At 59.6% G+C, this 26,408-nt stretch carries 21 protein-coding genes and 2 pseudogenes; 7 read left to right on the top strand and 16 right to left on the bottom strand.

Annotation, left to right across the window (positions count from 1 at the left end; genetic code table 11):
• Position 1: 1 nt before the first annotated feature.
• Positions 2–256, bottom strand: a complete 255-nt coding sequence (locus tag U5L98_RS16575) for a hypothetical protein (RefSeq protein WP_322559375.1) — start codon at positions 254–256, stop codon at positions 2–4.
• Between the two features lie 127 nt (positions 257–383).
• Between U5L98_RS16575 and U5L98_RS16570 the strand changes: the two genes are divergently transcribed.
• A complete protein-coding gene (locus U5L98_RS16570; protein ID WP_322559374.1) occupies positions 384–584 on the top strand; it encodes a hypothetical protein in 201 nt (66 codons plus the stop codon).
• Between the two features lie 404 nt (positions 585–988).
• On the opposite strand, the gene U5L98_RS16565 is transcribed toward U5L98_RS16570, so the two are convergent.
• The 6 genes and pseudogenes from U5L98_RS16565 to U5L98_RS16540 form a co-directional block, all read right to left on the bottom strand.
• Complete coding sequence (locus tag U5L98_RS16565; protein WP_322559373.1) at positions 989–1,807, bottom strand: hypothetical protein; 819 nt, start codon at positions 1,805–1,807, stop codon at positions 989–991.
• A 353-nt stretch (positions 1,808–2,160) separates the two neighbouring features.
• Entirely contained in the window at positions 2,161–2,532 is a 372-nt protein-coding gene (locus U5L98_RS16560; RefSeq protein ID WP_322559372.1) for a hypothetical protein, read from the bottom strand.
• Between the two features lie 265 nt (positions 2,533–2,797).
• Positions 2,798–3,148 (bottom strand): hypothetical protein, encoded by a 351-nt coding sequence (locus U5L98_RS16555; RefSeq protein WP_322559371.1) that lies wholly within the window; start codon positions 3,146–3,148, stop codon positions 2,798–2,800.
• Entirely contained in the window at positions 3,135–4,538 is a 1,404-nt protein-coding gene (locus tag U5L98_RS16550; RefSeq protein WP_322559370.1) for an acyclic terpene utilization AtuA family protein, read from the bottom strand. Before U5L98_RS16550 ends, U5L98_RS16555 begins: the two co-directional genes overlap by 14 nt.
• Positions 4,535–6,433: a TRAP transporter fused permease subunit gene (locus U5L98_RS16545; RefSeq protein WP_322559369.1), complete on the bottom strand. Its 1,899-nt coding sequence runs from the start codon at positions 6,431–6,433 to the stop codon at positions 4,535–4,537. Before U5L98_RS16545 ends, U5L98_RS16550 begins: the two co-directional genes overlap by 4 nt.
• 21 nt (positions 6,434–6,454) lie before the next feature.
• Positions 6,455–7,420 (bottom strand): annotated as a pseudogene (locus tag U5L98_RS16540) (TAXI family TRAP transporter solute-binding subunit).
• A gap of 195 nt (positions 7,421–7,615) precedes the next feature.
• Between U5L98_RS16540 and U5L98_RS16535 the strand changes: the two are divergent.
• Positions 7,616–8,515: a LysR family transcriptional regulator gene (locus tag U5L98_RS16535; RefSeq protein WP_322559368.1), complete on the top strand. Its 900-nt coding sequence runs from the start codon at positions 7,616–7,618 to the stop codon at positions 8,513–8,515.
• Between the two features lie 79 nt (positions 8,516–8,594).
• Here the strand turns inward: U5L98_RS16535 and U5L98_RS16530 are convergent, their stop codons facing one another.
• The gene (locus U5L98_RS16530) at positions 8,595–8,936 is read right to left on the bottom strand and encodes a YbjQ family protein (protein WP_322559367.1); all 342 of its coding nucleotides are present in this window, start codon (positions 8,934–8,936) and stop codon (positions 8,595–8,597) included.
• A gap of 395 nt (positions 8,937–9,331) precedes the next feature.
• On the opposite strand from U5L98_RS16530, the gene U5L98_RS16525 reads away from it, so the two are divergent.
• The 5 genes and pseudogenes from U5L98_RS16525 to U5L98_RS16505 all read left to right on the top strand — a co-directional run bounded on the left by U5L98_RS16525 (position 9,332) and on the right by U5L98_RS16505 (position 14,556).
• Positions 9,332–10,009: a hypothetical protein gene (locus U5L98_RS16525; RefSeq protein WP_322559366.1), complete on the top strand. Its 678-nt coding sequence runs from the start codon at positions 9,332–9,334 to the stop codon at positions 10,007–10,009.
• A pseudogene (gene metK, locus U5L98_RS16520) lies at positions 10,006–11,181 on the top strand (methionine adenosyltransferase); the annotation flags it as partial. The gene U5L98_RS16525 and the pseudogene metK, both read left to right, overlap by 4 nt.
• A gap of 165 nt (positions 11,182–11,346) precedes the next feature.
• Complete coding sequence (locus tag U5L98_RS16515) at positions 11,347–12,216, top strand: hypothetical protein (protein WP_322559364.1); 870 nt, start codon at positions 11,347–11,349, stop codon at positions 12,214–12,216.
• Between the two features lie 387 nt (positions 12,217–12,603).
• Positions 12,604–12,978, top strand: coding sequence for a histone-like nucleoid-structuring protein, MvaT/MvaU family (locus tag U5L98_RS16510; protein ID WP_322559363.1), 375 nt, complete (start codon positions 12,604–12,606; stop codon positions 12,976–12,978).
• Between the two features lie 216 nt (positions 12,979–13,194).
• The gene (locus tag U5L98_RS16505) at positions 13,195–14,556 is read left to right on the top strand and encodes an IS1380 family transposase (RefSeq protein WP_322559362.1); all 1,362 of its coding nucleotides are present in this window, start codon (positions 13,195–13,197) and stop codon (positions 14,554–14,556) included.
• 283 nt (positions 14,557–14,839) lie between these two features.
• Here the strand turns inward: U5L98_RS16505 and U5L98_RS16500 are convergent, their stop codons facing one another.
• The 8 genes from U5L98_RS16500 to U5L98_RS16465 all read right to left on the bottom strand — a co-directional run bounded on the left by U5L98_RS16500 (position 14,840) and on the right by U5L98_RS16465 (position 26,362).
• Complete coding sequence (locus U5L98_RS16500) at positions 14,840–15,607, bottom strand: DUF1883 domain-containing protein (RefSeq protein WP_322559361.1); 768 nt, start codon at positions 15,605–15,607, stop codon at positions 14,840–14,842.
• 82 nt (positions 15,608–15,689) lie between these two features.
• Entirely contained in the window at positions 15,690–16,991 is a 1,302-nt protein-coding gene (locus tag U5L98_RS16495) for a hypothetical protein (RefSeq protein ID WP_322559360.1), read from the bottom strand.
• 127 nt (positions 16,992–17,118) lie between these two features.
• Positions 17,119–18,393 carry a Y-family DNA polymerase gene (locus tag U5L98_RS16490; RefSeq protein WP_322559359.1) on the bottom strand — a complete coding sequence of 425 codons (1,275 nt, stop codon included), beginning with the start codon at positions 18,391–18,393 and terminating at the stop codon, positions 17,119–17,121.
• Positions 18,390–18,848 carry a translesion error-prone DNA polymerase V autoproteolytic subunit gene (locus U5L98_RS16485; RefSeq protein WP_322559358.1) on the bottom strand — a complete coding sequence of 153 codons (459 nt, stop codon included), beginning with the start codon at positions 18,846–18,848 and terminating at the stop codon, positions 18,390–18,392. The genes U5L98_RS16490 and U5L98_RS16485 overlap by 4 nt, the downstream gene beginning before the upstream one ends.
• Before the next feature lie 553 nt (positions 18,849–19,401).
• Entirely contained in the window at positions 19,402–19,698 is a 297-nt protein-coding gene (locus U5L98_RS16480; protein WP_322559357.1) for an SOS response-associated peptidase family protein, read from the bottom strand.
• A 98-nt stretch (positions 19,699–19,796) separates the two neighbouring features.
• Positions 19,797–21,890: a BREX system Lon protease-like protein BrxL gene (gene brxL / locus U5L98_RS16475; protein ID WP_322559356.1), complete on the bottom strand. Its 2,094-nt coding sequence runs from the start codon at positions 21,888–21,890 to the stop codon at positions 19,797–19,799.
• 3 nt (positions 21,891–21,893) lie between these two features.
• Positions 21,894–24,419 (bottom strand): PglZ domain-containing protein, encoded by a 2,526-nt coding sequence (locus U5L98_RS16470; RefSeq protein WP_322559355.1) that lies wholly within the window; start codon positions 24,417–24,419, stop codon positions 21,894–21,896.
• Entirely contained in the window at positions 24,416–26,362 is a 1,947-nt protein-coding gene (locus U5L98_RS16465; protein ID WP_322559354.1) for a DUF262 domain-containing protein, read from the bottom strand. The genes U5L98_RS16470 and U5L98_RS16465 overlap by 4 nt, the downstream gene beginning before the upstream one ends.
• Positions 26,363–26,408: the final 46 nt, after the last annotated feature.

Raw genomic sequence — 26,408 nt, 5'->3', positions numbered from 1 at the left:
TTCATCGAATAACTGCTGCCCTCACCCTAACAGTTTCCCCTACCCCGACCTCATAGCCGTTGACCAGCACATAACTGCTGCCAGGGCGATGATTGGCCCACTTGCCGCGGTAGTAGAGTGCATCGCTCAGCTGCCGCCAGTAGGGCGACATCGGGTGATGGGCGGTCATGGCCAGCTTTAGCTTGCGGTCCTCACGGTCGACGCCGATCTGGGCGAAGGGTACACCCCTCCTTCCCTCGGGGTGCTTGTTATTCATCTACGCCGGTATACCGCTCGACTGTGCCTCAGGATAGGTGAGAGATACATGCCGAGCGACAGCAGGTAGCGGAACCACCTCACGCAGTATCATGCCCTCCTCGTCGGCCAGAGGCGCGGCGGCCGGCATGCCCGATGGCCTCGCGATTGATGAAGTCGCTGATCTGCGAGGGCTTGAAGGCACCGCGAAGCATGGTCGGATTCAGGCTCGGCTTGTCATTGAGCTGGTTGTGGATGGCAACGATCAGCTACAGCTCGCCCAGCCCCGCCATGTCTACACCGTGCGAGCTGTCGTGGGCGCTAAGGAAGGCTTCATAGCGGCCGGGTAGCGTGGTGGAGTCCACCCAAACGACCAGGGCCCCGTCGACGGGGTGGCCGTGGAACGTCTGCCCGGTTGGGAAGGACAGGGTGCTGAACTCTCAGGGCCACGACCAGGCGTCGCCCTGCACCTTGACTGGGTGGGATTGGCTACCCACAAGACTCCAAACACAATTTCCTCGGCTGCTCACAGCCGATTTCCAAGTGACCAGGCTTTTCCTGGCGCACGAATAAGCCAGGCTGACAGGCATGGCGGTCTCAAGTTCCAAGTGCAAAGCTATTGAAGAGTGCTCTGACCCGGCGGCAGTTTCTTAAGCACTTGGCGTAGACTTCCAGTGCCAAGCCGCCAGCCTAGAATTTCTTCTTCGCACCCATTTCAGAGACCAATACTAACGTTATTGACCAGCCATAGGCATTAACGGCATACCGAGGTGTTTAGTTTTTCTCGACGAATCTCCAAATAGTTTGAACCTATTTGTAAGCAACCACCCTGTCGCGAAATCTCATTTCTAGCGTCGTTCAAAGCGGTATCGCAAGAAAAACCACGCCCCCAGTACTCAATGTTCCCAGTCCCTGTCCCACTTTGGCAAAACAACCTGTAGCCAGTTATCTGGGGTGCCGGTTGCTCAGGGATCGGAGGTGGCGGGGCCGGCAAGTCTTGAGAAATATTTGAAAGTTCCAAGTGCCTAACTTGATTACGAGGAATTGATTTATTGCATTTTAGATGCCCACCAGTAAATTGATTGGCGGCAACTGAGTGCATAAAAGATCTGCTCCCAACATCCCAGCAAACCGTGTAAAATCTGTTGCGTTTTCGGCCATTCCTCAACCTTGCTACGCTCAGTGATGATACCGTCACATCGATGGTATGATCCAAGGGTTTCCACCGATACTGATATAGCGAAACTATTCCACGCTCGTTGCGTGAAACGCCGTAAATCTGAACATAATCATTTTTTCGACCCGTCCGAATAACAATTAGGTTTCCACCAGAAAACACATCACCGCAGCCCAACTCCCCCTTTGCGCCGTCCATATCGGCACGAGACTCCTGGTAAGCACGATAATGCTTTCGATTGACAGTGTCATGCACTTCGATCAGATCTCCACGCTGACCAACAAAACGAACTTGGATTCCTCCGATCTCTGTCTCGCAAAAACGCTTTATAGGTTCATTAGCATAACCTGCTAAAGGAAAAAAGAAAATAATAGCGATGATAACCAAACTAATCATAACTAATCTCCCTCCAATAAAGTTGAATCATAGTACAGAAACCTATTCGCCGCTCCGAATTCGACATTCCGAGCCGGATTTTGGTCTGAAAGCGAGCTTTGGTTTGAGAATTCAGTGAATTAGCGCATCGTTATCGAATTTGCTGTACTAACATTTTTTCTTGGCGCCCTGCTGTAAATGACGTAGGCGGTCTATAGAGGTGGGTATTTTCGTCAAAGTCACTACATCCGACCCTCGTCGCTACGTGAAGCTCGTCGAGTCCTACCTCGATGGAGGAGGAAGGCCGCACCAACGCGTGATTGCCAAGCTGGGTCGCCTGGAGGCCGCCACCGCTGGGAAATCCTGTGCGCTGATCAATGGCTTGCTGCGCGTTTCCGGCCAGCCGACACTCGACGAAGCCACTGGCGAGACCGACTTCGCACCGGCGCGTTCCGTCGGCGATACTTGCAGTCCCACGCGTCGCCCTGCACCTTGCTCAGCTGCACCGTCTGCAGCCAGGTGGACAACGTCGGCTCTGGGACCACCACCCTGCCCTCGCGGCCATGGTGCCATTCCAACATGGAAATCTCGCCGTTGATCGACAGCGCGACTTCCTGGTCCTGCAGGATCTCCCCAAATAGCTCCGCCTCGACCTTGGGCTTCTTTGGTAGCCCCATGTACTTGAGTACCGATCGGACGTAGCGGCGGGTGAAGCTGGGGTAGTGGTGATAGGTGGATTGGGACATGCACGGCTCGTGACGGTGGAGGCGATGGCGTCAGGGTACCGCAACCACGGGACGGAGGGCACCGTCGCAGCCGCCGGCGTCAGCCGGGGGCGGAATGGGGGCTGGCACCACACCAGCGACGTGCCACCCGGGGCGCTCAGGGCCGTGGTTGGCCTGGAGGAGAAACCACGTGGTGATGTTCAAGACGGTCTCAGCCCGCCATGAAGAGATATCCACTAATGCTGGGCAAGATCACCCAAATCCCAGCCTATCGAACCAGTCCCATTCACTCCCGATGTGTCGCCGGCATGGCGATCTCCATGCCGAGCAACAGAAAGGAGAGCGTCTTGCCGTGGCCGTCCAGGTTCAACGCTCCGTTGACCCCGCCCTGAAGCACATCGTCGAGCACCAGGTTCATGCCGGCAAGGCCGGGCAGAGGATAGCGCCGCACCCGACTGACACCACGGTGGGCAAACAGCGCCTGAACACGCGCTTCGGTGACCTGAGCGAGCAGAGTGTCGTAGTGGCGGGGATCATAGGCGAACAGCGCCAAGTTGAGCCGCTCGCCCTTGTCGCCGGCGCGGGCGTGCGCAAGGCGGTGCAGCGACATGACGTTCACATCATCATTGGGCGCCATGGCCGTAGCTCCTGTCGTCGTTCTGCGAGGTATCGTACAAGGTGGCGAAGGCCTCGACGTCGCTGCGCTTGACCAGGTAGGAAGCCGTACAGATCCGCCGCTGGAACTGACGGCGCACCCCTCCCCCGCCGGCCGGGCCAGCGCAGTAGAGTGCCAGCAGTTCCTGAGTGGCGCGCTCCACCCAGCGTCTCTCTGGGTGCCCCACGGCGAGCCGCAGCCGGTAGTCGCCGTTCTCCTGCCCCACTGTGTGACGCTGAAGATCGCCGGTATCGCTGTCGAAGACGCTGGCGTGACCGATGATGTCGAGACGCGAGCGCAACTCGGGGGGCGCACGGAAGGTGAGCCTTTCGCGCAGCACCTCGGCCGCCAGTCGCGCTCTGCCGAACGCATTGGGGCCGGCGTAAGAGATCTCCGCTTCTCCCTGCCAACCACCCGCGTAGCACACGGTGGTCTTGAGCCGCTCGGGCGCCGGCCTGCCGCGAATGCCGCTGACCGCGACCCGATCGGGGCCGATCTGGACAACCCGGGCATCGGAGAGATCCACGACCACATCCGGCGTCAGATAGCCGCTCGGATCGTGGACCTCGTAGAGCAGTTGCTCCTTCACCGTACGCTCGGTCACGCAGCCCCCGGTGCCGGGCGGCTTTGTCACCACCAGGCTGCCATCTTCCTCCACCTCGATGATCGGATAACCCACCGTGGCCAGGTCAGGCACGTCCTTGAGCCCCGGGTCGGCGAAGTAGCCGCCGCTCACCTGGGACCCGCACTCGCCCAGATGCCCTGCCATCGTGCCCGCCGCCAGGCGGTCCCAGTCATCCCAGGCCCAGCCGAAGTGGTGCATCAGCGGGGCCAGGAACAGCGACGGGTCGGCCACCCGACCGGTCACCACCACCTCGGCGCCTTGGGCCAGTGCCTCGACCAGGGGCGCGGCGCCAAGGTAGACGTTGGCCGAGATCAGCGCCTCCTCGCCGGGCATCTCGCCGCTCTCCCCCTCCCAGCGCTGCAGATCGATACGCGAGAGTCGCGAGCGGATGTCGTCGCCCTGTACGTGACCGATGCGAATATCGGCCCGCCCCGCCCGCTCGGCAAGAGCCTTGACTCGTTCGCAGGCTCCTGCCGGGTTGGCGGCACCGAAGTTGCCAAGGATGGCGATGTCGTTGGCCAAGCAGTCGTCGAGCACGGGCTCCAGCAATTCGTCGAGCAGCGGCTCGAAGCCGGCGTCGGGATCATCATGCCGCGCCCGATGGGCGGCAGCCAGGGTTCGCTCCCCCAGTGTCTCGAAGAGCAGCGCGGCGGGCTGGCCGCGGCGGATCAGTTCAGCCACAACGGGAATTGCTGCGTCGGTGCGGTCGCCGGAGAAGCCGGCACCGCTGCCCAGCAGGAAGGTCATGGGTTTGTCTCCTTGACCGGAACATCTCGCGCGGTGTTGCCGATGGATACCGGCCGGCGCCGATGCACGGCATACATGCCCGCCATCGCCAGCAGCGCCGCCACCGTCGTCAGCCAGCCTGGCGTCAGTGCCAGGCCGATCACCACGATCAGACCGATGATATCCAGTGCTCGATTGCCGGTTATCGCCACCCGCGACATGAGCGAGGCGAAGGCGATCACGAAGACTACCCCCTGACAGATCGCCAGCGCGATATCGAACGCTCCGCTGAAGCCGGCCAGCGCTGGATAGATCAGCAGCAGGAAGGGAATGACGTAGATCGCCGCCGCCAGGCGCACGGCCTCACCCGCCGCCGGTAACCAGTTGGTACCGGCGATGCCCGAGGCGACAAATACCGCCACGCACACCGGCGGGGTGATCACCGAGAGGGTGGCGAAATAGAAAACGAAGAGATGCGCGATCAGCGGCTCCACGCCGATGGTGGTCAGCGCCGGCGCCAGCACCGAGGCCACAAGCACATAGGCGGCGGTGGTGGGAATGCCCATGCCCAGGATCAGGCACACGCCACCCACGATTCCCGCCACCAGGAACAGCGACTCGCCACCGACGTTGACGATCAGGCTGGCGAGCGTCACGCCGATACCGGTCATGCCGATCATTGCCACCAGAATCTGCGCCCCGGCCAGCAACACGCCGATGATCACCATGCCTCTGCCGGCATCCATCAATCCCGACAGCAGCTTGCCGAGGATCTCCTGTACCGGCGTCCGTACCAGCAGGGCAAAGGGCACGAAGGTGAGCACCGTCATCATGATGCCGTAGAAGGCCGAGAGCTGGATCGAGCGGCCGTTGAGTACGCCGAAGAAGAGACCGCCTAGCGCCGCGAGGATCGGCACGATGCGTTCGGGGCGCAGCACCTCGTGCCAGCCGGGCAGCTCATCGGCAGGCACGACACGCAGGTTGCGCCGCTGCGCGACCAAGTGGATGGTCAGGAACACGCCCAGGTAGAACAGGATCGCCGGTAGTAGCGCCGCCAGCGCGATGCGCAGGTAACTCTCGCCGAGGATCTCGGCCATGATGAAGGCCGCCGCGCCGAGAATCGGCGGCGCGATCTGCCCGCCCGTCGAGGCCACGGCCTCCACGGCGGCGGCGAAAGGCCGCGGGTAGTCGAGGCGCTTCATCATGGGAATGGTGAAGTTGCCGGTGGTGGCCACGTTGGCCACCGCGCTGCCGCTGACCATGCCGAACAGCCCCGAGGCGACCGTGGCCACCTTGGCGGCCCCACCCGGGGAACGGCCGCTAATGCGCAGCGCCAGGTCCATGAAGGTCTGACCGCCACCGGTGTGAAGCAGCAGGCTGCCGAACAGCACGAAGGCGGCGATGGTGGTTGCAGCCACGCCCACCAGCATGCCCCACACCCCGAGATCACCCAGGTAGATGGTCTCGGTGATGTAGGCCAGATCGAAGCCGCGGTGCCCCAGCGGGCCAGGTATGGCAGCGCCGAACCAGGCATAGGCCAAGCCGGCGACCACCAGAAACGGAAAGATCAGGCCGATGGCACGCCGCGACAGCTCGAGGATCGCCACCAGCAGCACCCCGGTGAAGACCATGTCGCGAGTCGATGCCCAGGGTAGCTCCACCAGGATGCGCTCTGAGTTCATCGCCACGTAGCCGCAGGCGAGCACCGCCCCCACCGCCAGGGCGAGATCGAAAGCCACACCCAGTGGACGCCAACGCGTACCGACCCCCAGCGGATAGACTGTCAGCCCCAGCAGGATCACCAGCGCAAGAAAGATGCTGCGCTGGATCAGGCTATCGAAGGGTCCGGTGGCGGCGGTATACAGAATCAGCCCACCCAGCGTGAGGGCCAGCCCCCGTGTCAGATGCTCGCGCACGGAAAACTCCTTCGACGGCCGTTATTCGACAGGCTGCAGGGCATCAGGGATGTCCATGCCCTGCTCTTCGAAGTAGCGTGCGGCGCCGGCATGCAGCGGTACAGTACCGACATCGAGGGTCATCTGCGCAAGGTCGGCATCCTTGATCGCGGAGAAGGCATTGGCCTGGGGCTCGAGATTTTCCATCACCGCCTTGGTGATCTGGTAGGCGGTCTCTTCGTCCATGTCCGGATGAGCATGAACGGCCACGCCGAAGGCCCAGGTGGTGAAGGCCGGGATGCCGTCGGCTGCGCCCTCGGGAATGTCCACGACCGCGATATCGGGCATCTAGCTGCGCAAGGTATCGGCCTGCTCGTCAGTGAGTGACAGCACATTAATCGGCGTGAAGGTGGCGATGTCCATGGTCGAACCGTCCAGACGATTACCCACGCCGGACTTCACGTAACCGGCGATGCGCCCATCCTTGATGGAATCGACCACATCGGTGGTAGAGCCGCGAACGTAGTCAGGAGTGATCCCCAGCGTCTTCATTACCGCCTCGGTGGTGCTCTCGGTAGCCGAGCCGGTGATGCCCGGATTGAGGCGCACCCCATCCAGCTCCTGCATGCTCTCAATCCCGGCATCCTCACGCATGACGACGTTCTGAGGTGCCACGGTGTAGACCCATAGCAGGCGCGTATCTACCGGACGTTCCGCGAAATCGCCCTGGCCGGCGTAGGCGTGATAGCCGGTGTTGGTCGTCACCAACCCCATGTCCATCTGGTCGCGGCTGAGCCGGCGCAGGTTATCGACGGTGGCCCCGGTCTCCGCGACTGAGGAGCTGACGCCTTCGAGCTCGCTGTTGATGATCTGATTGACCGCCACGAAGTAGCCATAGTGGCTCGACGAGCTGGAGGTCGAGCCGATCAGCAGGCGCTCCTGAGCAGTGGCGGAAGCGGCGGCGAGAAGCGTGGCACTGGCGGCCACGGCGGTGAGCAGCGTTTTCATGGTGGTTGGCTCCTGGCCCGGTAGCGGGCTTGTTGTTGTAACGAATCATGGTGTGAAACAGCGTCTCGTGACGGTGCACGATCCACACGGCGGCGCTTCAGGACAGTGCGTCGACAGAGCGCCACTCAATGCAGGGTGGTCGCCGCCCTCAATTTTGTACATTGAATTGTTTTTAAAATCTGTTTTACTTTCTAAATGAACCCCAGCATCCGACAGCTCGGCGCCTTCGTCGCGGTGGCACAGTCGCGCAGCCTGGCCGAGGCCAGCGAGCGCATCCACCTCTCCCAACCGGCCATCTCGATTGCCCTGCGCAAACTGGAAGAGACGGTGGGCGGCGCACTGTTCTCGCGCAGCACGCGCCAGCTCACCCTTACGCCGGAGGGCGAAGCCTTTCTGCCGGTGGCGATCCGCCTGCTGCATGACTGGACCGAAGCCTTCGAGGATCTCGACGAGCTGTTCTCGAAGAAGCGTGGCAAGGTCACGATCGCCGCGCTGCCCACCCTCGCCGCCGGCTTGCTGCCGGGCGTGATCGCCGCGTTTCACGCCCGACATCCGCGCATCAACTTCGCCCTGCACGACGTGCTGGCCGAGCAGGTGAACATGATGGTGCGTGAAGGGCGCGCTGACCTGGGGCTATCGGTGCCGCCCTTCGATTCCGATGACCTCGCCTTCGAGCCGGTGTTGGAGGACCGCTACGTGGCGGTCTGTCCGCTAGGCCACCCGCTGCTTGAACGACCGCAGATCACCTGGCACCAGCTGGCCGGCCACCCTTTCATAGGCATCAACCGACTCTCCAGCTCGCGGCAGGATATCGACAGGATCATGGCCGAAGTGGGTCAGCCACTCGATATCATTTGCGATGCCAGCCAGATCGCCACCGTGGGAAGGATGGTGGCGGCCGGCGTGGGAATTAGCGTACTACCTAAGCTCAGCTTCCGGCAGATCGCCACCCACGGCATCGACTATCGCCCACTGATGTCACCCGACGTAAGCCGCCCACTCGGTATCGTCCAACGCCGACGGCATGCGCTCTCCACGGCTGCGGTGGCGCTTCGCGAGATGATTATGGATGTCTCCCGAATCACGGGCGCCTGAATTCCCGCGTTTTGTATGCAGTCCCGCGTATGGCGACAGTCGCGAGGGCGTGGGGATTGCCCAGCGCATCAACAATGGCTCAGACCTTGGCGACCTTCACGGCCGTGCCGGTGGCCACCAGAAACAGCATCGACTTCCCGCCGCCGGAGATCTCGCTGTAGTCGAGGTCGATGCCGATCACGGCGTTGGCTCCCATCTCTCCCGCCTCTCGCCGCAGCTCGTCCAGACAGGCCACCCTGGCGTCGCGAAGCGCATCTTGGGAGGACTTGTTGCGGCCGCCGAAGAAGTCGCGGAAGCCGGCGAACATGTCTTTGAGGATGTTCATCCCGAACACGCACTCGGCTGACACGATGTCGATGTGCTCGGTGACACGGTAGCCCTCGAGGTGCGAGGAAGTGGTGAGGATCACGCGGTCCGACATGAACGGGCTCCTTCTGACGTTGTGGCAACAGTGCCGATGTATCGCGGCGGCGCTGACGTGCACGAGGTGGCATTTCCAGCATGATCATGCTGTGCCGAAGTGCAATACGCTACCAGGGTATAGGTTGACACAGCACAGACCCCGTCAGTATCTTCCGATCAGCGCCGATTTGAGTCTCAGCTTGCGGGCGCTCTACAAATGCAGCTAAAGCGATGCCAAGAGGCCCGCTTTAGCACCTGCTGAGCGGGTTTTTTGTTGCCCGGCTACCGGGCTGCCGCCGATTTAAGCACCAACTTGCGGGCGGGATAGAAATGCAGCTAAAGCGGCGCCGTGACTCCCCTTTCCCCCGAGTCGGCGCTTGCCGACCGATCCCATGGGGGGAACAAGGAGTTCACATGACCCACATCAATGCGCAACCCCACGACCTCGAGCTGGATGTCTGGCTCAAGCAGCCCGAGAACCGCGTCAGCGTGCCCGACGATGCCGAGATTGCCTGCCTGCAGGAGATCCATCTGGGCGTCGTTGACGTGATCCCCGAGGCGCTGTTCTTCCGCCGGTACGCCGACCAGGATGAGCTGTGGGCAGCGGGACTGACTCATGGCGCCCCCGGCAAGCCGCGGGAGGAGCAGCTGGCCAAGGCCTACCAACAGGGTCGCGTGGCTTGGGCCGGCAGCCAGGGGTCCCGCGCCACGGGGGCAGAGCTCCTGTTTCGCGCGCTGACCGCCGCCCGCCAAGGCCATGTCTGGCCCGATGGTTTCCTCGAGGGCCCGCTGATCACAGAAGCCGCTCATTGCCGCATCGTCGGGGAGCTGGAGGCCGAGATTGAGCGCAATCTGGAGGAGGCGGAGGCGCAGTCCCAGGCGCCGATCCTGGTGCTGGCCCGCCAGCTGGGTCTGCGGCCCGAACCAGCCGGCAAGTCGCCTTCCGCCTGGTACGCCGACTGCCCTGGAAAGCGCCACCGACTGATGATCAGTAGCAGCTCGGATCAGTTCGGCTGCGGGTACTGCCGGGTGAAGGGCGAGACCGCCGAACTGGAAGCGCTGGCCAAGCAGCGCAAGGAGGCCCGCTCATGAGCCGCACTTACCTCTTTACCTCAGAGTCGGTTTCAGAGGGACACCCGGACAAGCTGGCCGACCGCATCTCGGATGCCATCCTGGACCGCTGCCGGGAGATCGAACCAGAGGCCCGGGTCGCCTGCGAGACTCTGGTGACGCCCCACCAAGTGGTGGTGGCCGGCGAGCTGGGCATGTCGTCGAGTCAGCGCCACGCGCAGGTCTTGGAGGAGATTCCGAGCCTCACTCGCCGCGTTCTGCGCGATACCGGCTACAGCGCGGCCTTCCCCGGCATCGACCCCGAGGGGTGCGAGATCCAAGTGCTGGTCAATCGCCAGTCGGCTCAGATCGCTGGTGGCGTCGCACGGGACGGTGGCGAGGTCGGGGCCGGCGACCAAGGGCTGATGGTCGGTTATGCCTGCGACGAGACCGAGACCCTGATGCCCCTGCCGATCCATCTCGCCCACCAGCTGATGCTGAGGCATCGCCAGCTGCGCAAGAGCCGTGCCCTGCCCTGGCTGCGCCCGGACGCCAAGGCCCAGGTGACAGTGCGCTACCGGGGCGATGAGCCGGTCGCGGTGGAAACCGTGGTGCTCTCGACCCAACACGACGAGTCCGTGTCCAGTGAGACCATCGAACAGGCGGTGATCCGCGAGCTGATCGAACCGGTGATTCCCGAGGGGCTGCGCAGCGTGACGATCCGCTATCTGATCAACCCCGCCGGTCGTTTCGAGATCGGCGGTCCGCAGGCCGATGCCGGCCTGACCGGGCGCAAGATCATCGTTGACACCTATGGCGGGCGCTGTCCGCATGGCGGGGGCGCCTTCTCCGGCAAGGACCCCACCAAGGTGGATCGCTCCGGCGCCTATGCCGCGCGCTGGGTCGCCAAGCATCTGGTGGCCGCGGGACTGGCTCGGCGCGTCACGATCCAACTGGCCTATGTCATCGGGCGACCCGATCCCGTCTCGCTGCTGGTGGATAGCCACGGCACCGGCAAGGTGCCCGACGAGATCCTGGAGCGTGCCGTGCGCGAGACCTTCGACCTCTCGGTGACCGGGATCCTCAATGACCTCTCGCTCCAGACACTGCGCTACTACGACACCGCTGCCTTCGGTCACGTTGGCCGCGAGGACATCGCCCTGCCCTGGGAGCAGACGCCGCGGCTCCGCGAGCTGAAGGAAGCGGCAGGCGTGACCCGTCGACCACCGCCGGATCAGCAGCGCCTGAGCCGGTTCCTGATGGAATCTCGCAGCTCGCAGGGGCTATCCGACGAGATGGCCGCGTGGTGGGACAAGCGCTACTGACGGAGCGGCCCGCCGCTCTGGGTGGCGTGCGGGTCATGACCCAGGGAGGTGACGATGCTGAGCGCCGATATTATCCGCACCGAGGATGACCGCTACGAGTGCATGGTTCTGACCGACAGTGTCGAAAACGTTCGCCCCAGCTTGGCGATGGGCAAAGATCCGGCGATACAGGAGCTGTGCATGGATTATGACTTTTTCCTGGGCCGATCCCCCGACTTCGGCGTATGGACGCTGCTGGCCGTGGATGCGGAAGCCCCGATGGAGGTGCTGGATCCTGCTGACCTGGTCGCCTGGATGTCCGACCCGCCCTGCAAGAACCTGCAGGCCATTACCGATGGACTCATCGAGCTGTTCCTCAAGTCCCGGCAGCAGTGGTGGGTGACGAATGACGACATCCGGGCCACCCTGGAGCGGCTCGATTTCTCGATCCCCATCGTGCGGGAGCTATTGCCTGGCGCGCCAGAACGTTGGCACCCGCTGCCCGCCCGGTTCCATAACCACTTCGGACTGTCCGAGGGCCACGGGGTGGACCGCGGGATGTTCCTCTTCTGGGAGCGCCACGATGCGCAAGAGATCATCGCCACCCTGGTCGAGGGGCGCTGGCATGGCATCTTGCTGATCTATGAGTTGTTCGCCGAGAACGTACTGCCGATGGAGCCCTATGAGGTCGACTGGCCGCTCCAGCGGCGAGGGAAGACACACCCTAAGCGCAAGTCGCGTGAGGATAAGCAATGCCTGTGCCGAATCTATCAGCAGGTCAACCGCCGAGTCGGCTTCTGCACCCCGCCGGTATTCGACGAGCCCGTCATCCGGCTCGCCGTCTCAGGCAGGTCACCGGATGACGCCATCAACAACTGGTACGCCATCGCCAGGCAGCTCCGTCTCGCACTGAGGGACAATCAGCGCGATGCAACCCGAAAATAGAAAAAACCTCATGGGTAACGACGACATAAATGCACCCGAGACCGAGAACGATGCCAAAGGAGTTGGGCGTTTACGCATTGCACGCTTGCGCCACCAGAACGTTCAGTTGCTCGGGGAGAAGCCGCGACGCGATAAGGTCAAAGCGGACCAGCGACGCTCTGATGAGGACAACGAGTCGTGTGGTAGCGGATAGCAACTGCCACCGACATCACCCTACTTCGTTTCTGATGGTACGGCATGGCATTGACATCAAGATATGCAGTAAACAGGAAGACTTGATCAAGTCGCTATCGGTCAGGCTGCCTGAAAAATATCCGGCTACTTATTGAATCACTTATGCTCCACCCTCATAATTGTCTTCGATATTCATCAGAGGCAAAGCCAACCATGTCAATTCTCAATACCTACTTGCAGAAAGAACAACAGATCGAGCAGCTTCAGGATGAGCTGGACAGACTGAAGAACGACGAGCGGCTCAAGACCGAGCTGGATTTCAAGAACCACCTAGAGACACTGATGCGTGAGTTCGACAAATCAGCCGCCGATGTCATCAAGCTGCTGGACCCCACGCAGAAGGCTGGCCAGGGCTCCAGCACGGCCAAGGGCGCGGGCCGCGCAAAGCGCAAGCTGAAGATCTACAAGAATCCCAACACCGGCGAAGTGGTCGAGACCCGCGGCGGCAACCAGAAGACCCTGAAGGCGTGGAAGGATGAGCACGGCGCTGAGACCGTAGAAGAGTGGCTGGTCAGGACTGAAGCCTGAAAAGGAGGAAGGATGATCCCAGCGCGGCTAGGCTGCGCTGGGATCATCGTATCTGAAAAAGAGAGCTTTCAACTGAATAGACAATTTCGGCCAGGAGCGGACGATCGGTCAAAGCTGATATAACCCTGAATCCGTGAGACCGGCACCCTAAAACGCTTCTAACTCGCTGATGTGCATGGCAATATAGCCGATATCGCCGTTCACCCGGACCGTCCCATGCCCAACGTCACGTTTCGCGCCAGTCGCCGCACTCTCACCAGCCATGCCGGGCTGTCGATCATCGGCCAGTGCCTCGAGATCGCCGGCGTCGATAGCCTCGATGCGCACCTGCCCACCACCCTGGGCATACCCAATAGCGACGTGCTCAAGAGCTACTTGGGCCTGCTTTGCCTGGGCATGAGCGACTTTGACGCCATCGAGAATTTCCGCCGTGATAAACCCTTCCGGCAATTGCTGGATATTCACAAGGTGCCGAGCGCCGCGACGCTACGTCAGCGCATGGAGAAACCCGCCGTCTGTGGTCTACAGGCTCAGCTTCCGGCCCTGTCCACCACCCTGCTGTCGCTGGTCGAGGCGCCCATCACTGCCCACGAGGGGTATGTGTGCCTGGACATCGACACCTTCGTCATGGACAACAGCAACTCCAAGAAAGAAGGCGTCTCGCGGACCTACCAGAAAGTTGACGGCTACACCCCGATCGCCGCCTATCTGGGCAACGAAGGCTGGTGTCTGGGTCTGGAGCTGCGTCCTGGTAAGCAGCACACCATGAAGGAGAGCAACGCCTTCCTGGCGCGGGTGCTGCCCCGTGCCCAGGGCCTGACCGAGCAACCGATCCTGCTGCGCGAGGACAGCGGTTTCGACAGCCAGGCCCACGTGGCACTGCTTGAACGGCAGCGGCAGGCCTTTGCCGAGGCGGGCCGCCAGCTGGACTATCTCGTCAAATGGAACCCACGCGACTCGGCCAAGGCCGATCGGGACACCTGGCTTGCAGTGGCGGCGGATTATTGGGAAGAACTGCGCCCTGGCAAGCGCCAAGCGCTGTGGACCCAGACCGTCTCGATCCGCGACGAGGCCAAGGTCGAATACGTGGTCAAGCGCGTGATGCGTCTGGTGGAGCGCACCGCCGATCACGATGGCCAACTGCTGCTCGAACCCGACTATGAGCTGGAGGGCTGGTGGACCAGCCTGGACGAGGCGCCGGAGGCGGTGATCAAGCGCTACCAGGCGCATGCCACCCACGAGCAGTTCCACAGCGAGATCAAGACCGATCTCGACCTGGAGCGGCTGCCCTCGGGCAAGTTCGCCACCAACGATCTGATCCTGCATCTCGCCCAGCTGGCCTACAACATCTTGCGCCTGATGGGGCAGCTGGGCATGACCGGTGAGCTGAGCCCGGTGCGCCACCCGGCCAAGCGGCGCCGGCTGCGCACCGTGCTGCAGGAACTGGTCCATCGTGCCGCCGTGGTGAGCCACAAGGCCCGCCAGATCATCCTCGACTTCGGGCAGGACATCGGGCGCATGACGGTGCTGACCACCCTGCGGGCTCGCCTGCGGTACCCGCGAGGTTCGCCATGTTGACCACCGGCCGAAGGCACGCTATCCACAGGCACTTCCAAGCGACACGCGATCGCCAAGTCTATCGTGCCCGACGGGTAGAAATGCATAACAAAAGGGGCCGTCAGCGCCGGCCAAGACGGCAATTTTCGGTTATGACAGGCTCGCGGTGGTCGATCGTGGCGGGGTGGATGGTCAAAAAATGCCGACTGGCAGTGATAGGGAAAGTGTCAGCGCCGACTTCACGGATTCAGGATAACGTTTGCAGCAGTGGCGCGACGTCAGGCGCGCCCCTTGACTGCACTGGTCATGCCTTTGATCTGATTAGCTCTGCTATTTCATAAGCAATCTCTTCTATCGTGTGGGTAGCAGTACTTCGGGCCACTTTATCAGCCAATGATGGACTGAAGTCCACAACCTGCTGCTTAGTTATGTTGTGCCATATCGGGAGAAGTATCTGTTCACTTGACACTGTGCGCGTGACAATCCCATCCAGCTCGTAATTCGTCCAACCCTTGTTAATAAATTCAGGGGATAAGACCACTAGGCCGACGCGACTATTTGCTAATCCCTTGTCAATTTTTTGCCTAAGACTGTCACCGATTCGAAGTGTCATTTCGTCAAACCATACGTTTAAACCTTCGGCCACTAAAGCGTTCGCTAAGGGACGGACAAAGTCATCTTTGTCTTCTGATGCATGAGAAATGAAAACATCATGCGTTTCACCACTTGTCTCGGTGGGCGGGGGAACATTGTCTCTAACGAGGCCTGGGACCTCGCTTAATGGCCGTTCTTGTATTTCCGGTAACACTCCAGGCAAAACACGAACCGACGCTTTAGTGCTACCTCTTAGCCCCTGCATATCAACGGCAACATGCCAATGTCCTGTTGATGGAATCTGCAGCCTTACTGGGGTCTTTTTAGCCAATCCTCCTGTATAACTATGGCGACGCCCTCTCTTGTAGCTATTAAAGTTGCTGCCATCCATCAGCCGGACATTAGCGCCACTGGTAAGGGTCACCTCTACTATATCCCCTCTTTTCCTTTGTCCAAGGTCAGTGTGAATAAACTGCATTTATAACTACTCCTTTGTAGCCAGAGGGGCATAACGCTTGAAATCAGCCGCGCGAGGGACGAGCGTCAGTTGTATGGCATTGTTAGCGAGCGACGGAGCGTGAGAAATTTCGGTACACATCGAAGTTCACCCCAAGCTCATTGCAGCGGTCCCTCACGAATCCATGGTCCCGACGCGCACCCCGCCTATCATAGGTTTGGCTATTTCCATCAATCATGGATAAAAGGTCCTCTATATCCTTCGCGTCATATTTCGATAGGAACGGAGAAATCGCCACACTGAACCTTTCATCTGCCTCATCGTACGACCAACTACCCCCATAGTACGAGTTAAAGATAGCATAGACTTGCTTTTTCCATTCCGCCGAATCGCTTATATTCTGGAGGGATACAACAACCTCGTTTGACAGTCCCGGATGCTCGTCAGACCCGATCCACTCTATGAGTTTTTCCGAATGGTCTTGTAGGGATCCGTTTAGGAACCACGCAAATATTCTTGCGTCGGCATCTATTTCCGCAACATGCTCAACTATGACCTTTGCCGCATCATTTAGGCAGTCATAGAGCGATGGATGCTGGGATAACAGCCGAATTAAAAGCCTCGCCGGCTCCCCCTCTTGAGCGATGTGGCTATAGTAATCTGACTCACTTGCCACCGCGTCACGCACGTCTGATGGGTTGCGGCCCACTAAGAGCTTGATAGCACGATAGTTTATTTCCCTATGTGCGTCACAATCATCATTCTGCAATCGAAATACGAGCTTCCATAGCGATCGGATAAGGCCTATTTCCAACTTCAGATCCGCTCTGGATAAGTATTTGCTCTCAATATATGATCTGAGCTTTTCGTCAGTTACAAGTACGCTTTTAGATTCTGCAAGGTCTTCAACAAGGGCATTAAAGACTCGATTTGTGTATATTGGAGGTTTAGTGAGCAATCCATCTAAGGTATTGCGAATTAGCGCACGGACTGAGTCCTTGTTCGGTTGATGCAGCTCTGAATTCCCAGAAAGGACGGGGTGCGCTGCCAAATGGCGTTGTCTCTGCAAGTACTTAAGATGGTCCAAGTCTGCCAAATCGAGAAGTCGCGTGCGCTCCTCAATCTCATCAATTAAACGCCCTTCCCATTCGGACGATCTGGCATTAGCTTCTTGAAGTCGCTCTATTTCATCTAGTATTTCCTTCCCAATTTCGTCCCCTGATATATCCCGGAGATACTGAAGCTTGTATATGATGTCGCAAACAGCTACTGACCAAAGCATGACAGTTGCTGAGCGCCAATTTCCTTGCTGATAGGAACTGACCACTTCACGAAAGTACTCTTTCGTACGGTGATCGAAAATCTCCGCAGCCCTTGTTTCAATTGAATACTCATCGCGAATCAAAATTCAATCTCCGTTATCGACGATTCCCCCGCTACACAAAATATCGTGCATGCTGCATATCCCCAATGAACGTGCCTGCAGCTTTTCCCGCATGTCAGCTTTGGGTCGATTGCTGGCATTCAGCCCCTCATCCCCTCACCCTCACCAGTTCCTCCCACCGCGTCGTGTACCTCGGCGTCCGCCGCTCACAGCGTAGCGCCCAGGCATTGCCCTGTCTCGGTAAACCCAGCCTGACGGTGTCTCGTCCCAGCTCGCGGTTAAGCTTGTCGACGGTAGCCATGAGCCGCTGACTGCGCTGCCGGTCGACTTCGCTCAGCGGGGTGTCGGCCAGGGAGAGCTGGCGGTTGGCGTCGGCGCTGAGGTCGAGCAGCATCACGCCGACCTTCTGGTATCGGTAGCCCTCCAAGAAGATCGCCTGCAGTCCGTGGGTGGCGGCCTGGACGATGTCGCGGGAGTCGTCGGTGGGACGGATCAGCGGCACCACGACGCTGTTGCGATACTGGGGCTGGTCGAGCTGAAAGCGGTTGGTATTGACGAACACCATCACCGCGCTGGTGACGCTGCCCTGGCGGCGCAGCTTCTCCCCTGCCCTGGCGGCGTGCTGTCTAATAGCCTCGCGCAGGTCGTCGGGATTGCTGGTCATTCGCCCGAAGCTTCGCGACACCATGATCTGCTTCTTCGGCGCGGTCATGTCGTCCAGCTCGATGGCGGTGTGGCCACGCAGTTCCCAGACGATCCGCTCCATCACCACCGAGAAGGCCTTTCGAATGCGCTTGGGGTCTGCCTCACGAAGCTCCCAGGCAGAGTTGATATTCATGAGTGCCAGGCGTTCGCCGGTACGCCTCGCCACTCCCCACAGCTCGGTCACAGGCAGCTGCCGGAGGAGCGCACGGGTGGCGGGGCAGTCAGCCTCGAGCTTGCACACACCCTCGTAGGCCGGGATCTTCTTGGCCGCCCGGTTGGCCACCTTGGCGAGCACCCGGGTCGGGGCGAAGCCCACCGATACCGGGATGCCTGTCCACTGACGGACGGTATGACGCAGCCGATCACCGCGCGCCTCCAGGGTGGCAGGATCGAAGCCCTGGAAGCCGACGAAGCTCTCGTCGATAGAGTAGACCTCTACATGAGGCGAGAACTCACCGAGCGTGCGGGTCACCCGCTGGCTCATGTCGCCGTAGAGCGCGTAGTTGCTGGAGAGCAGTATGACCTGGCGACGAATCTCGGACGGTAGCAGGTGCATGGCGGCGCCCATCTCCACACCCAGGGCCTTGAGCTCGTTGCTGCGGGCGACCACACAGCCGTCGTTGTTGGAGAGCACACCCACAGACCGCCCCTCCAATCGAGGATCGAAGACCCGCTCGCAGCTGACGTAGAAGTTGTTGCAGTCGACCAGCGCGATCATGCCGACGCACCCGGCAGCGCATGGACGACATGGGTTACCACGCCCCACACATGGGCCTCGCGGCCGTCCAGCGGGATCGGCCGGAAACGTGGGTTGCTGGCGGTCAGGTAGGTGCGCTGTCCGACCCGTTCCAGGCGCTTGACGGTCAGCTCGCCATCCACGGCGATGACGATAGCCCTGTCCGGTAATGCCTCCAGGCTGCGATCCACCACCATCAGGTCGCCGTGGTGTATCCCATCACCCAGCATGGAGTCGCCCTCGGCCCGCACGAAGAAGGTCGCTGCAGGTCGCTTCACCACGTGAGCATGCAGGTCGATATCGGTGTCGAGATGATCGTCGGCGGGGCTGGGGAAGCCTGCCCTGACGCGGCAGCCCAGCAAGGGCTGGTGATGCTGGAGAGTAAAGGCCTGGGCGGGACCGATTACCGCCGCGGTGGTCTGGTGGATGGACGACATGGGCGAACCTCTTTTTAACTGTATATATAAACAGTATCCAGAGGCTCCCAGCCGTCTGCAAGGCCTGGAACGATGTCGCCCCGGCCGAAACCGAGGCGAAGTGTGATGTGGGGCCCATCCCTGGGCGATGCCATCCATGGCGCTCATCCTGAAGAAGGTGCGTCGACACGCTGAATGAGGCTCACCAAGGCCTCACTGTGATCCACCACATGCTTGGGAACCAGACGACATCTCAGCGTTGCGGTGTAAGCGATGTCTCACATCGCGAGGCTCAGGGTCTCCGAGGGCGCACAGCTGCTGTCGGTGATGGCCTACGGCGAGAATGTGTCAGCCAGGCTACGGTTTTCTGAAACGGTGGGAGAGCAATCGTGCATGAGATCGATATGATCCCTGCCCCCGATGGCACCTGGATCATGAGCTGCCCCTGTGGGCAGACTGAAATCCGCGGGCGCGGCGGCAGGAGATGGCAACACTTCGAGGCGACGATGCTGCCGATTGGGCGCTACCGCGTCACCTGCCGAGCCTGCGGGCGCTGCATGGAACAACGGCTGCGCTACGTCGCCAAAGGCTCCAACAGGCTGGCCCCCTCCTGATCCGAGCGATTGACACGTGTCGACGCCGTCAAGTCCTCAGCCTTCAGGTGATGCACGGCGGCACGAAAGGCGTCGCGCTCCACCAGGTCAGGATTCAGCCACGCCTCGAGGCTGGCATCATCCAGCACCAGCAGCATGCGGTCGTGGATGTTCTTGGCGATACACCGGGCTAGTGCAGTAATGATCGTGTTGCATGACCGGCTACTTAGCCGTTGCGTTCCGTTGCGTTTTTGTGGTGGCGTTGCGTTATTCGCCACACAATCGAATCAGCTCTGGAAGGTAAATCACGACGCCGACCGGCTCTGAGCCTCCACCTCTCACGCGTGGTCTAAAGACCTGCCATTATTCAATAAATCTAGGCCTGAAAAATATCCACCTTCGTCTCCAGGCAACGGCGCATGGAGAGGTCATGCGCCCCTACCCCGAACCACAGATCTGGCTTCTGGTAGAAGTCGAGACCACGGCCAATCTTGATCACCCAACCGTTGTCGATGCGAATCTCACGATCATGCAGGTTCTCGTTGATCAGAATCTTCAGCTCGATATCCAGCTCCAGCAGACTCTGCTTGAGCTCCTCGAACCGATCATTGAGACCCTGTAGGTCGGTGTCCTGGTCATAGCTGGTGGTCAGCACGATCTTGCGTACCGTCGGCGACTTGATCACTGCTTCACAGAAGCGCACGAAGTTGTGCACCTGATGGTTAGCCCTGATGTAGGGATCGTCGATCTCCACCAGCTTGGCTCTCTGAAGGTACGGGAGCAACAGCGACTCATAGCTATTGCCGGTATCTCCATAATGGATCGTGAAGTGCTGCTCCTTTGGCTCGGCTGCCGCCGCATCAGGCACGGCCTCAGCCGCAGGCGCCAACGCCTCTGGCTTCAACTCTGCTTCAGCACTGGGAAGGGTAGACAGGGCAGCCTTGGACTCAACCTCTTCGTCCCCCGCATGGATATTGCGCCGACTCGGTTCCTGGGTGGCATTGGCAGTCTTGGATTCCGGGCAATAGACCACCACTTCCTTACCAGAGGCATTGAAGTAGGAGAGATTGATGCGCGAGAACTCGTCATCGGTCTTGCGCTTGTTCATCTGCTCCTTGATTCGACGGCGGCTCTCGACCGCATAGGCCACGTACTCCTCGAACTCCTCATCGGTCGGCTTGCCGTTGGGGTGGAGGATCTTCAGGAAGGCGCACAGCGTCTTCTTGATGCCCTTCTCGTCTCTCCCCTCCACGGCGTCACCCAGCTTCACTCGGCTGGAGACCTCTTCATAGCGGTTGGTCTGCTTGAACTGGTAGTGGAAGGCCTCCGCCAGGTAGTCGGTGATGAAGCCGTAGTTGCCGGTCAGGAACTCGCTGCTGTTCTTGGGCATCTCCCAGCCGGGTAGGTAGCAGGCGAAGCGGTCCTGCACGGCCAGATCGAACTCCTTGGGTAGCGGCTGGAAGAGGTCGTACACCTCGGAGTTGACGATCTGCTCCACGGAGAGGTCCAGGTTGCCCACGAAGGTCATGGAGGCCTCGGCGATCACCTCGACGCCGCGGGAAAAGCGGCCGTTGGCCAAGAAGTCCTTCATGATCTGGATGGTGTCAGGGTCCTTGATCTTAATGCCCCCCACCTCATCGAAGGCCACGGTGTCCCAGAACCCGACCAAGCCGATCTTGCGGCGCTGCACGTTGTAAAACAGCGTCGCCTTGGTTGCCTGCCCGCCACTGATGAGCGTCGAGTAGGGTGAGAACTCACTGTAGAAGTACGACTTACCGGTGCCCCGCGGACCCAACTCGATGAAGTTGAAGTTGGGCTCGATCAGTGGCGCCAGACGGGCGATGAAGTGGAACTTCACCCGCTTGGAGAGTTTGCTGGGCTCCAGGCCCACCGAACGCAGGATCACATCCAGCCAGTCGTCACGGCTGAAGGCCCCTCGGCCCTCACAGTAGCGGTCGAAATCGAAGCGGCTCAGCTGTATCGGGCGCAGGTCCTCGACAAAGAAGGCGTAGTCGTCGTCCTCGATCTCGTTGTAGGCGATGGTCACCTCGGCCCACAGCCCACCCTGCAGCAAGCGCTCGTTATCCCGATAGAACTTCTCGCTGATCGCCACGCGGCGGGAATCGAAGTTCTCGAGGGCGGCCCAGTGGCGACGGTCCTTCTCCACGTAGTTGACGTGGACCTTGTCGATGAAGCGGTGCTTACCCTTGGTGGCCACCCGGGACTGGGCTGCGTTGGCCTCATTGGGCCGCACGTAGTTGTCGTTGAGGGTGTCCAGCACTGCCTCCATTCCGGCCTGGATCTCCTCGGGCTCGTCGCTGGCGCAGTAGCGCGCCAGCAAGAACTCGAGCACAAAAGTGGGGACGTTGGTGCCCTTCTTGATGCGGTGCAAAAGGTCCTTGCGCACCACCTTGCCATCGAAGAGCGAGGTCAGCTGCTGGTCGAGCTTATCCTGATCAAACTGGCTCATGGCTTACACCGCATAGTCCGTTTCGAGATCAATCTTGCTGTAAACAGTATGGGTCCGAGGATCGAGGGCCTTCACACTGAACTTGCCCTCGAACTCCATCTGCATCTTCAAAGTCACCTTAACCGACTCGCCCGCCTGCAGCGCCAGGGTCCCGGTGGCCGGGTTCACCGGGCCACCGGTGCGCGCCTCACCCACCACGTTGCCCTTCTTGTCCTGTGCCTCCAGCAGAATTTCGTAGCTGCCCTCGCTGGAGAACATGTCTGCGGCCTCCACGGCCACGTCGATGACCGGCACCCGGGTGGTGATGCGAGTCGCTCCGTTCTTGTAGCCGATCATCACGCTCGCCCGGGTCACACTCGGCTGCTCGCGCCCCTTGATCTGCATGCGAATCACCGGAAGCACACACTCCTGCAGCGACAGCCCCCCATGGAAGTAATCAAGGCCGGCACGGTAAGGCACCAGGCTCAACGGCGCCGCCAGTCTCGACGCATTACCGCGTATCCCAAGCCGCTGGGCCTCCATCACCAGGTGGTGGGCATCGGCGGAGCCATCTCCCAGGGCACAGCGATCATGCACCATCAGCCAGTCGCCGTGGGGCTTGGTCGCGATATCGCCGGCATCGGCATGGGTATTCATCACGAAGCCGTGATCGGTCGCGATCACCACCTCATGGAAGCCAAACTCGATCAGGCGATGCACTGCCATACGGATGCGCTTCAACGCATTGGTTATCTCGGCGGGTGCCGTCTCAGGGTGATTCTCGAAGTGGCTATCGATCTCCACCGAGCGCAACACCAGCAGGTCTGTCTCCTCGGCGACCTCAGGCGCCTTGTTACGTACAAAGTCCTCGAGACGCATCTCGGCAAAGCGCTGCCCATAGCGGCGGCGGAACGCCTCCATGCGCTGGGGCACGTTGCCCACCGGCTTACCCTCCAGCAGGGGCGTCAAGTCTTTCTCGCCCTTCTCCAAGGTGAGCAGGTCGGCAGCCCCTGGCAGTAGGCTAGCCATCCCCACCGGGGTAATGCTGGGCAGCTGCGCCAGCGCAGGCTGCATCTCGATGACACCGTCCTCGGCCAACTGCTTCTCCAGCGCCACGCCGAGCTCATAGCGCAGGGCATCCACCATGAAGTACGCCACCCGGTGGCCGTTTTGCTTAAGCCCCGGGGCGACCAGGCGATCAAACACCTGCCCATTGGCCAACATGCCGGGCAGCGGCCATCCAGTCTTGCCGACCAGTCGCATGAAGCTACCCTGCGTGGCATCGGCCAATTTGTCATAGTGCTTGCGGGCCCGCTGCATCAGGCCACTCATCTCGCGCAGGGTGTCCTGCCACTCATACTCGCTGACCGCCTGCTCGAACTCTCGATGCAGACGATCCATCTCCCGCAGCCTGCCCACGTAGAACTGCACGAGCGGCTCAAGGCTATCGGTATGGTCGGGCAGCTGCTGCTCAAGGTCCTCACAGCACTGGGCCAGCGCTGCCGCCGTCTCCACCAGATACCACTTGGCGCGGCTTTCACCCTTGGCGGACCAGACCGAGCGCTCGTGCTGTGAGAGGATGCGCCGCACCCCATCGAGGTCATTCTGCTCGAAGGCCGCCACAGCCTGGGCCAGGAAGGTGCGCTCCTCGAACGGAAAGGTGTCGAGCACGCCCAGATCACTAAGGCCCTCACAATAACGGGGCAACTCCAGGTCCCGCTCGATCGCCTCGGCCTTCTCGATATAGAGATCCTGGGTACGCCGGTCGTTACGCAGCGCCTCACAAAGCACCTCGACGATCGGCCGAGCACTCTCGGGCGCCCGGGGCATATCGGCAAGTGCATCGGGCAGACTCTCGGGCAGGTCAAAAGCAAACTCACTGAACAGCACGAAGCGCCAAAGCTCTTCTCCGATGGAGGACAAGGTCTTGCCCCGGGTGCGCAGCGTCAGGCCCAAGGAGCGCTGGAACAGGTCTCGCGCCTCACTCACCCAGGCGTCGCTGGCCTTCAGGGCTTCCCGCTGGCTGGCGCTGGGCGCCAGCAGGCAGAGCAGGATGTCGCGACTCGACTCAGCCCCCAGCTGCGCACGCAGGTTGGGCCAGCCGACACCGCCACCCACAGCATCGATCACCGCAAATTCGGGGTTCGGGTCATTGGCGAATAGCTGGCGGATCTCATCGCCATGCTCCGGCTTGGCCTTCAAGCACAGGGTTTGGTAGCTGTCGCCATCTCCATCGGGGAACATCGCGCCACAGGCGACATAGGGCGCAAAGGGGTCGACTTGCTTGTGCTCATCATCCAACGGCGCCGTGACCGGCACGTACACCAGCAACCCTTCCAGCTCACCCCGCCCGAGGGCCTGGAGCCCGCGCAGCGCCTGCTCGCGGCTCTCGATGCTGCTCTCGGTGGCATCCACCACTGCCCGCCGCTCCGTAGCCAGCCCCTGGCATAGGCGGCGATAGAGACGCTCGGGATCATAGACCACCACGACCAAGTGCTGGCGCAGTCGCTCCGCCAGCACCTGCTCCTGGATGTAGGCCTCAATACTCATGCCATCTCCATGGAAAGCTGGCGTGTGACTTTTCTGCTGCCAAGAAACTCACTAAGGGACCAGCGTTTCAGTGCAAACTTCCTATAGCGACTCTCTTGCAGCTCATTGATGCCATCATACAGGTCGTAATAAAAATTCTTTGTCCGCTTTCTACCTTCATAATCCTTGAGGACTTTCTTTATATCTCGCGCCGCTTTCCTAACATGGAATAAATCAGTTGGCGGCTCCTTATTATCACCATTCAAATAATGCTCCACTTTATCTTCAATATCATCATTACGCCCTTGAATATTCAACCGAAGCTCTAACAGCACAAAATTTCCCAAACGCCTGCGCTGATACCAGTCTTTATATCGATCATTATGTCCTTCATCGACACGGTTTCGCCTTGCCCAAAGGTGCTCGACGGAAAGGTAGTCACTGCTGAGCCCTTCTTTCCTGGTCAACAAAATCTTATCGATAGGTATTGTTTTATTTTCCTGGAGATACTCCTCATAGCTCATAAGAAAATAGCGCAGAGACCCCCATTTAAAGAAGTCAAAATTTTCATCTTGGGATAGCACTAAAGACTCTTCAAACAGGTGATCTGGCGAGTTACCGAGAGAAAATTCCACCAAACGGTACTCAAGCGCATCTTCTTCACTACCGATGAAAGACTTACCTAATATTCTCTCTTCTTCTGAAAACCCAGCGAGCAGCTTGCCATGATAATAGCCTGAAGCACAATTATATAGATATGCCTGCCCACTATCATTTCGACTCATAATGTCCCGCGCTAAATATACGCGAAAGTTAAGTTTCTCGACGAGCTCCAGCAAGCGAGACAATTTTTCCTGATCATCACCAAGCTTGACGACAAGAGCAATAAAAATCGGCATAATAGATGCTTGACGGGCTTGGGCGCGAATACGGTCGAGCTGCCTACGCACCCCGCTGATAAGACCGCGATGATCCTTGGCATAAAGCTTGACATACCATCGCGACGCCATTTCAAGAAATCCAACAAACTTTTCTATCTTTCTTATCAGCGCTTCTTGTTCTTTCTTTTTACCCAAATGCCGTCCAATTGAAAGGCGTTTTTTTATCGTGTCATAGCCATACTGACTATCTGTCTTATTAACCTGATAATGTACAACCAAGCAGTAGCGTAGAAAAGCGCTTTCTTCTCCGGGGGAAGTCTTCTTTGCCTGTGTCAGATTATGAAGGATATTTGACCAGTTCTGATCTATATCATTCCGCAATTTTCTCGCACCAAGCTTAACACTACAGTAGATAAGGTAATTTTTGACCTTCTCAAGCTCACTAAGCTCTTTGCCCCGATTATTAATTACCTCAAACATGATACCAGTTTCAGATGTTTCTTCCGGTGCATAGACTATAAATCCAAGTCGCTCGGATACCGCATTATAAACTCTCTTGGCTGACTCAGTATCGACAATATGTTCGTCTAGCCACCCCGCAATCAATTTTTTTGCCCTAAGCAATCTCTTGTGGCCACTGACAGTAATATCAGATTCATCAAGTCGCTGCTTGTTTATAATGTATTTTTCATAGAAAGCATGTGTATCTTGGTTCAGGGTGAACACCAACCGTTGGTTACCAATGCTGCCTCGGTAGATAAAACTCTCTAGCAGATGATCACAACGTTCTTCCCACCGATCGCAAAGTTCTCTCAACAAAATAACAAGAGTCGTCAACCTCTGCTGGCCGTCAACCACATAGAAGGTATCTGGCTGATCTTCTGGCCTCGACAGTACCATCGTGCCAGTGTAGTGACGCACACCAGAACGGCTTTCCAGCAAGTGACTAAGATCCTCGAGGAGGTCACCCACTTGTTTTTCTCCCCAGGCATAACTGCGCTGGTAGTCTGGAACCACAAAGAAATGATCCTGGAAGATTTCTGGTAGCGTCATCAGTTCGGCACCAAAACTCTGACCGTTCACTTGCCCCCTGCTTCTCTGCATGCGTCCTCACTATTCAAATCTAAGA

The sequence above is a fragment of the Halomonas sp. genome (assembly GCF_034520545.1).
Lineage (GTDB): Bacteria > Pseudomonadota > Gammaproteobacteria > Pseudomonadales > Halomonadaceae > Halomonas.
This window is presented reverse-complemented; position numbering and strand designations above follow the sequence as displayed.

Bases quoted from the DNA above. Each gene is read 5' to 3' on its own strand.
- U5L98_RS16575 (WP_322559375.1), bottom strand. From the start codon at position 256: ATGAATAACAAGCACCCCGAGGGAAGGAGGGGTGTACCCTTCGCCCAG.
- U5L98_RS16570 (WP_322559374.1), top strand. From the start codon at position 384: ATGCCCGATGGCCTCGCGATTGATGAAGTCGCTGATCTGCGAGGGCTT.
- U5L98_RS16565 (WP_322559373.1), bottom strand. From the start codon at position 1,807: ATGATTAGTTTGGTTATCATCGCTATTATTTTCTTTTTTCCTTTAGCA.
- U5L98_RS16560 (WP_322559372.1), bottom strand. From the start codon at position 2,532: ATGTCCCAATCCACCTATCACCACTACCCCAGCTTCACCCGCCGCTAC.
- U5L98_RS16555 (WP_322559371.1), bottom strand. From the start codon at position 3,148: ATGGCGCCCAATGATGATGTGAACGTCATGTCGCTGCACCGCCTTGCG.
- U5L98_RS16550 (WP_322559370.1), bottom strand. From the start codon at position 4,538: ATGACCTTCCTGCTGGGCAGCGGTGCCGGCTTCTCCGGCGACCGCACC.
- U5L98_RS16535 (WP_322559368.1), top strand. From the start codon at position 7,616: ATGAACCCCAGCATCCGACAGCTCGGCGCCTTCGTCGCGGTGGCACAG.
- U5L98_RS16530 (WP_322559367.1), bottom strand. From the start codon at position 8,936: ATGTCGGACCGCGTGATCCTCACCACTTCCTCGCACCTCGAGGGCTAC.
- U5L98_RS16525 (WP_322559366.1), top strand. From the start codon at position 9,332: ATGACCCACATCAATGCGCAACCCCACGACCTCGAGCTGGATGTCTGG.
- U5L98_RS16515 (WP_322559364.1), top strand. From the start codon at position 11,347: ATGCTGAGCGCCGATATTATCCGCACCGAGGATGACCGCTACGAGTGC.
- U5L98_RS16510 (WP_322559363.1), top strand. From the start codon at position 12,604: ATGTCAATTCTCAATACCTACTTGCAGAAAGAACAACAGATCGAGCAG.
- U5L98_RS16505 (WP_322559362.1), top strand. From the start codon at position 13,195: ATGCCCAACGTCACGTTTCGCGCCAGTCGCCGCACTCTCACCAGCCAT.
- U5L98_RS16500 (WP_322559361.1), bottom strand. From the start codon at position 15,607: ATGCAGTTTATTCACACTGACCTTGGACAAAGGAAAAGAGGGGATATA.
- U5L98_RS16490 (WP_322559359.1), bottom strand. From the start codon at position 18,393: ATGATCGCGCTGGTCGACTGCAACAACTTCTACGTCAGCTGCGAGCGG.
- U5L98_RS16485 (WP_322559358.1), bottom strand. From the start codon at position 18,848: ATGTCGTCCATCCACCAGACCACCGCGGCGGTAATCGGTCCCGCCCAG.
- brxL (WP_322559356.1), bottom strand. From the start codon at position 21,890: ATGAGCCAGTTTGATCAGGATAAGCTCGACCAGCAGCTGACCTCGCTC.
- U5L98_RS16470 (WP_322559355.1), bottom strand. From the start codon at position 24,419: ATGAGTATTGAGGCCTACATCCAGGAGCAGGTGCTGGCGGAGCGACTG.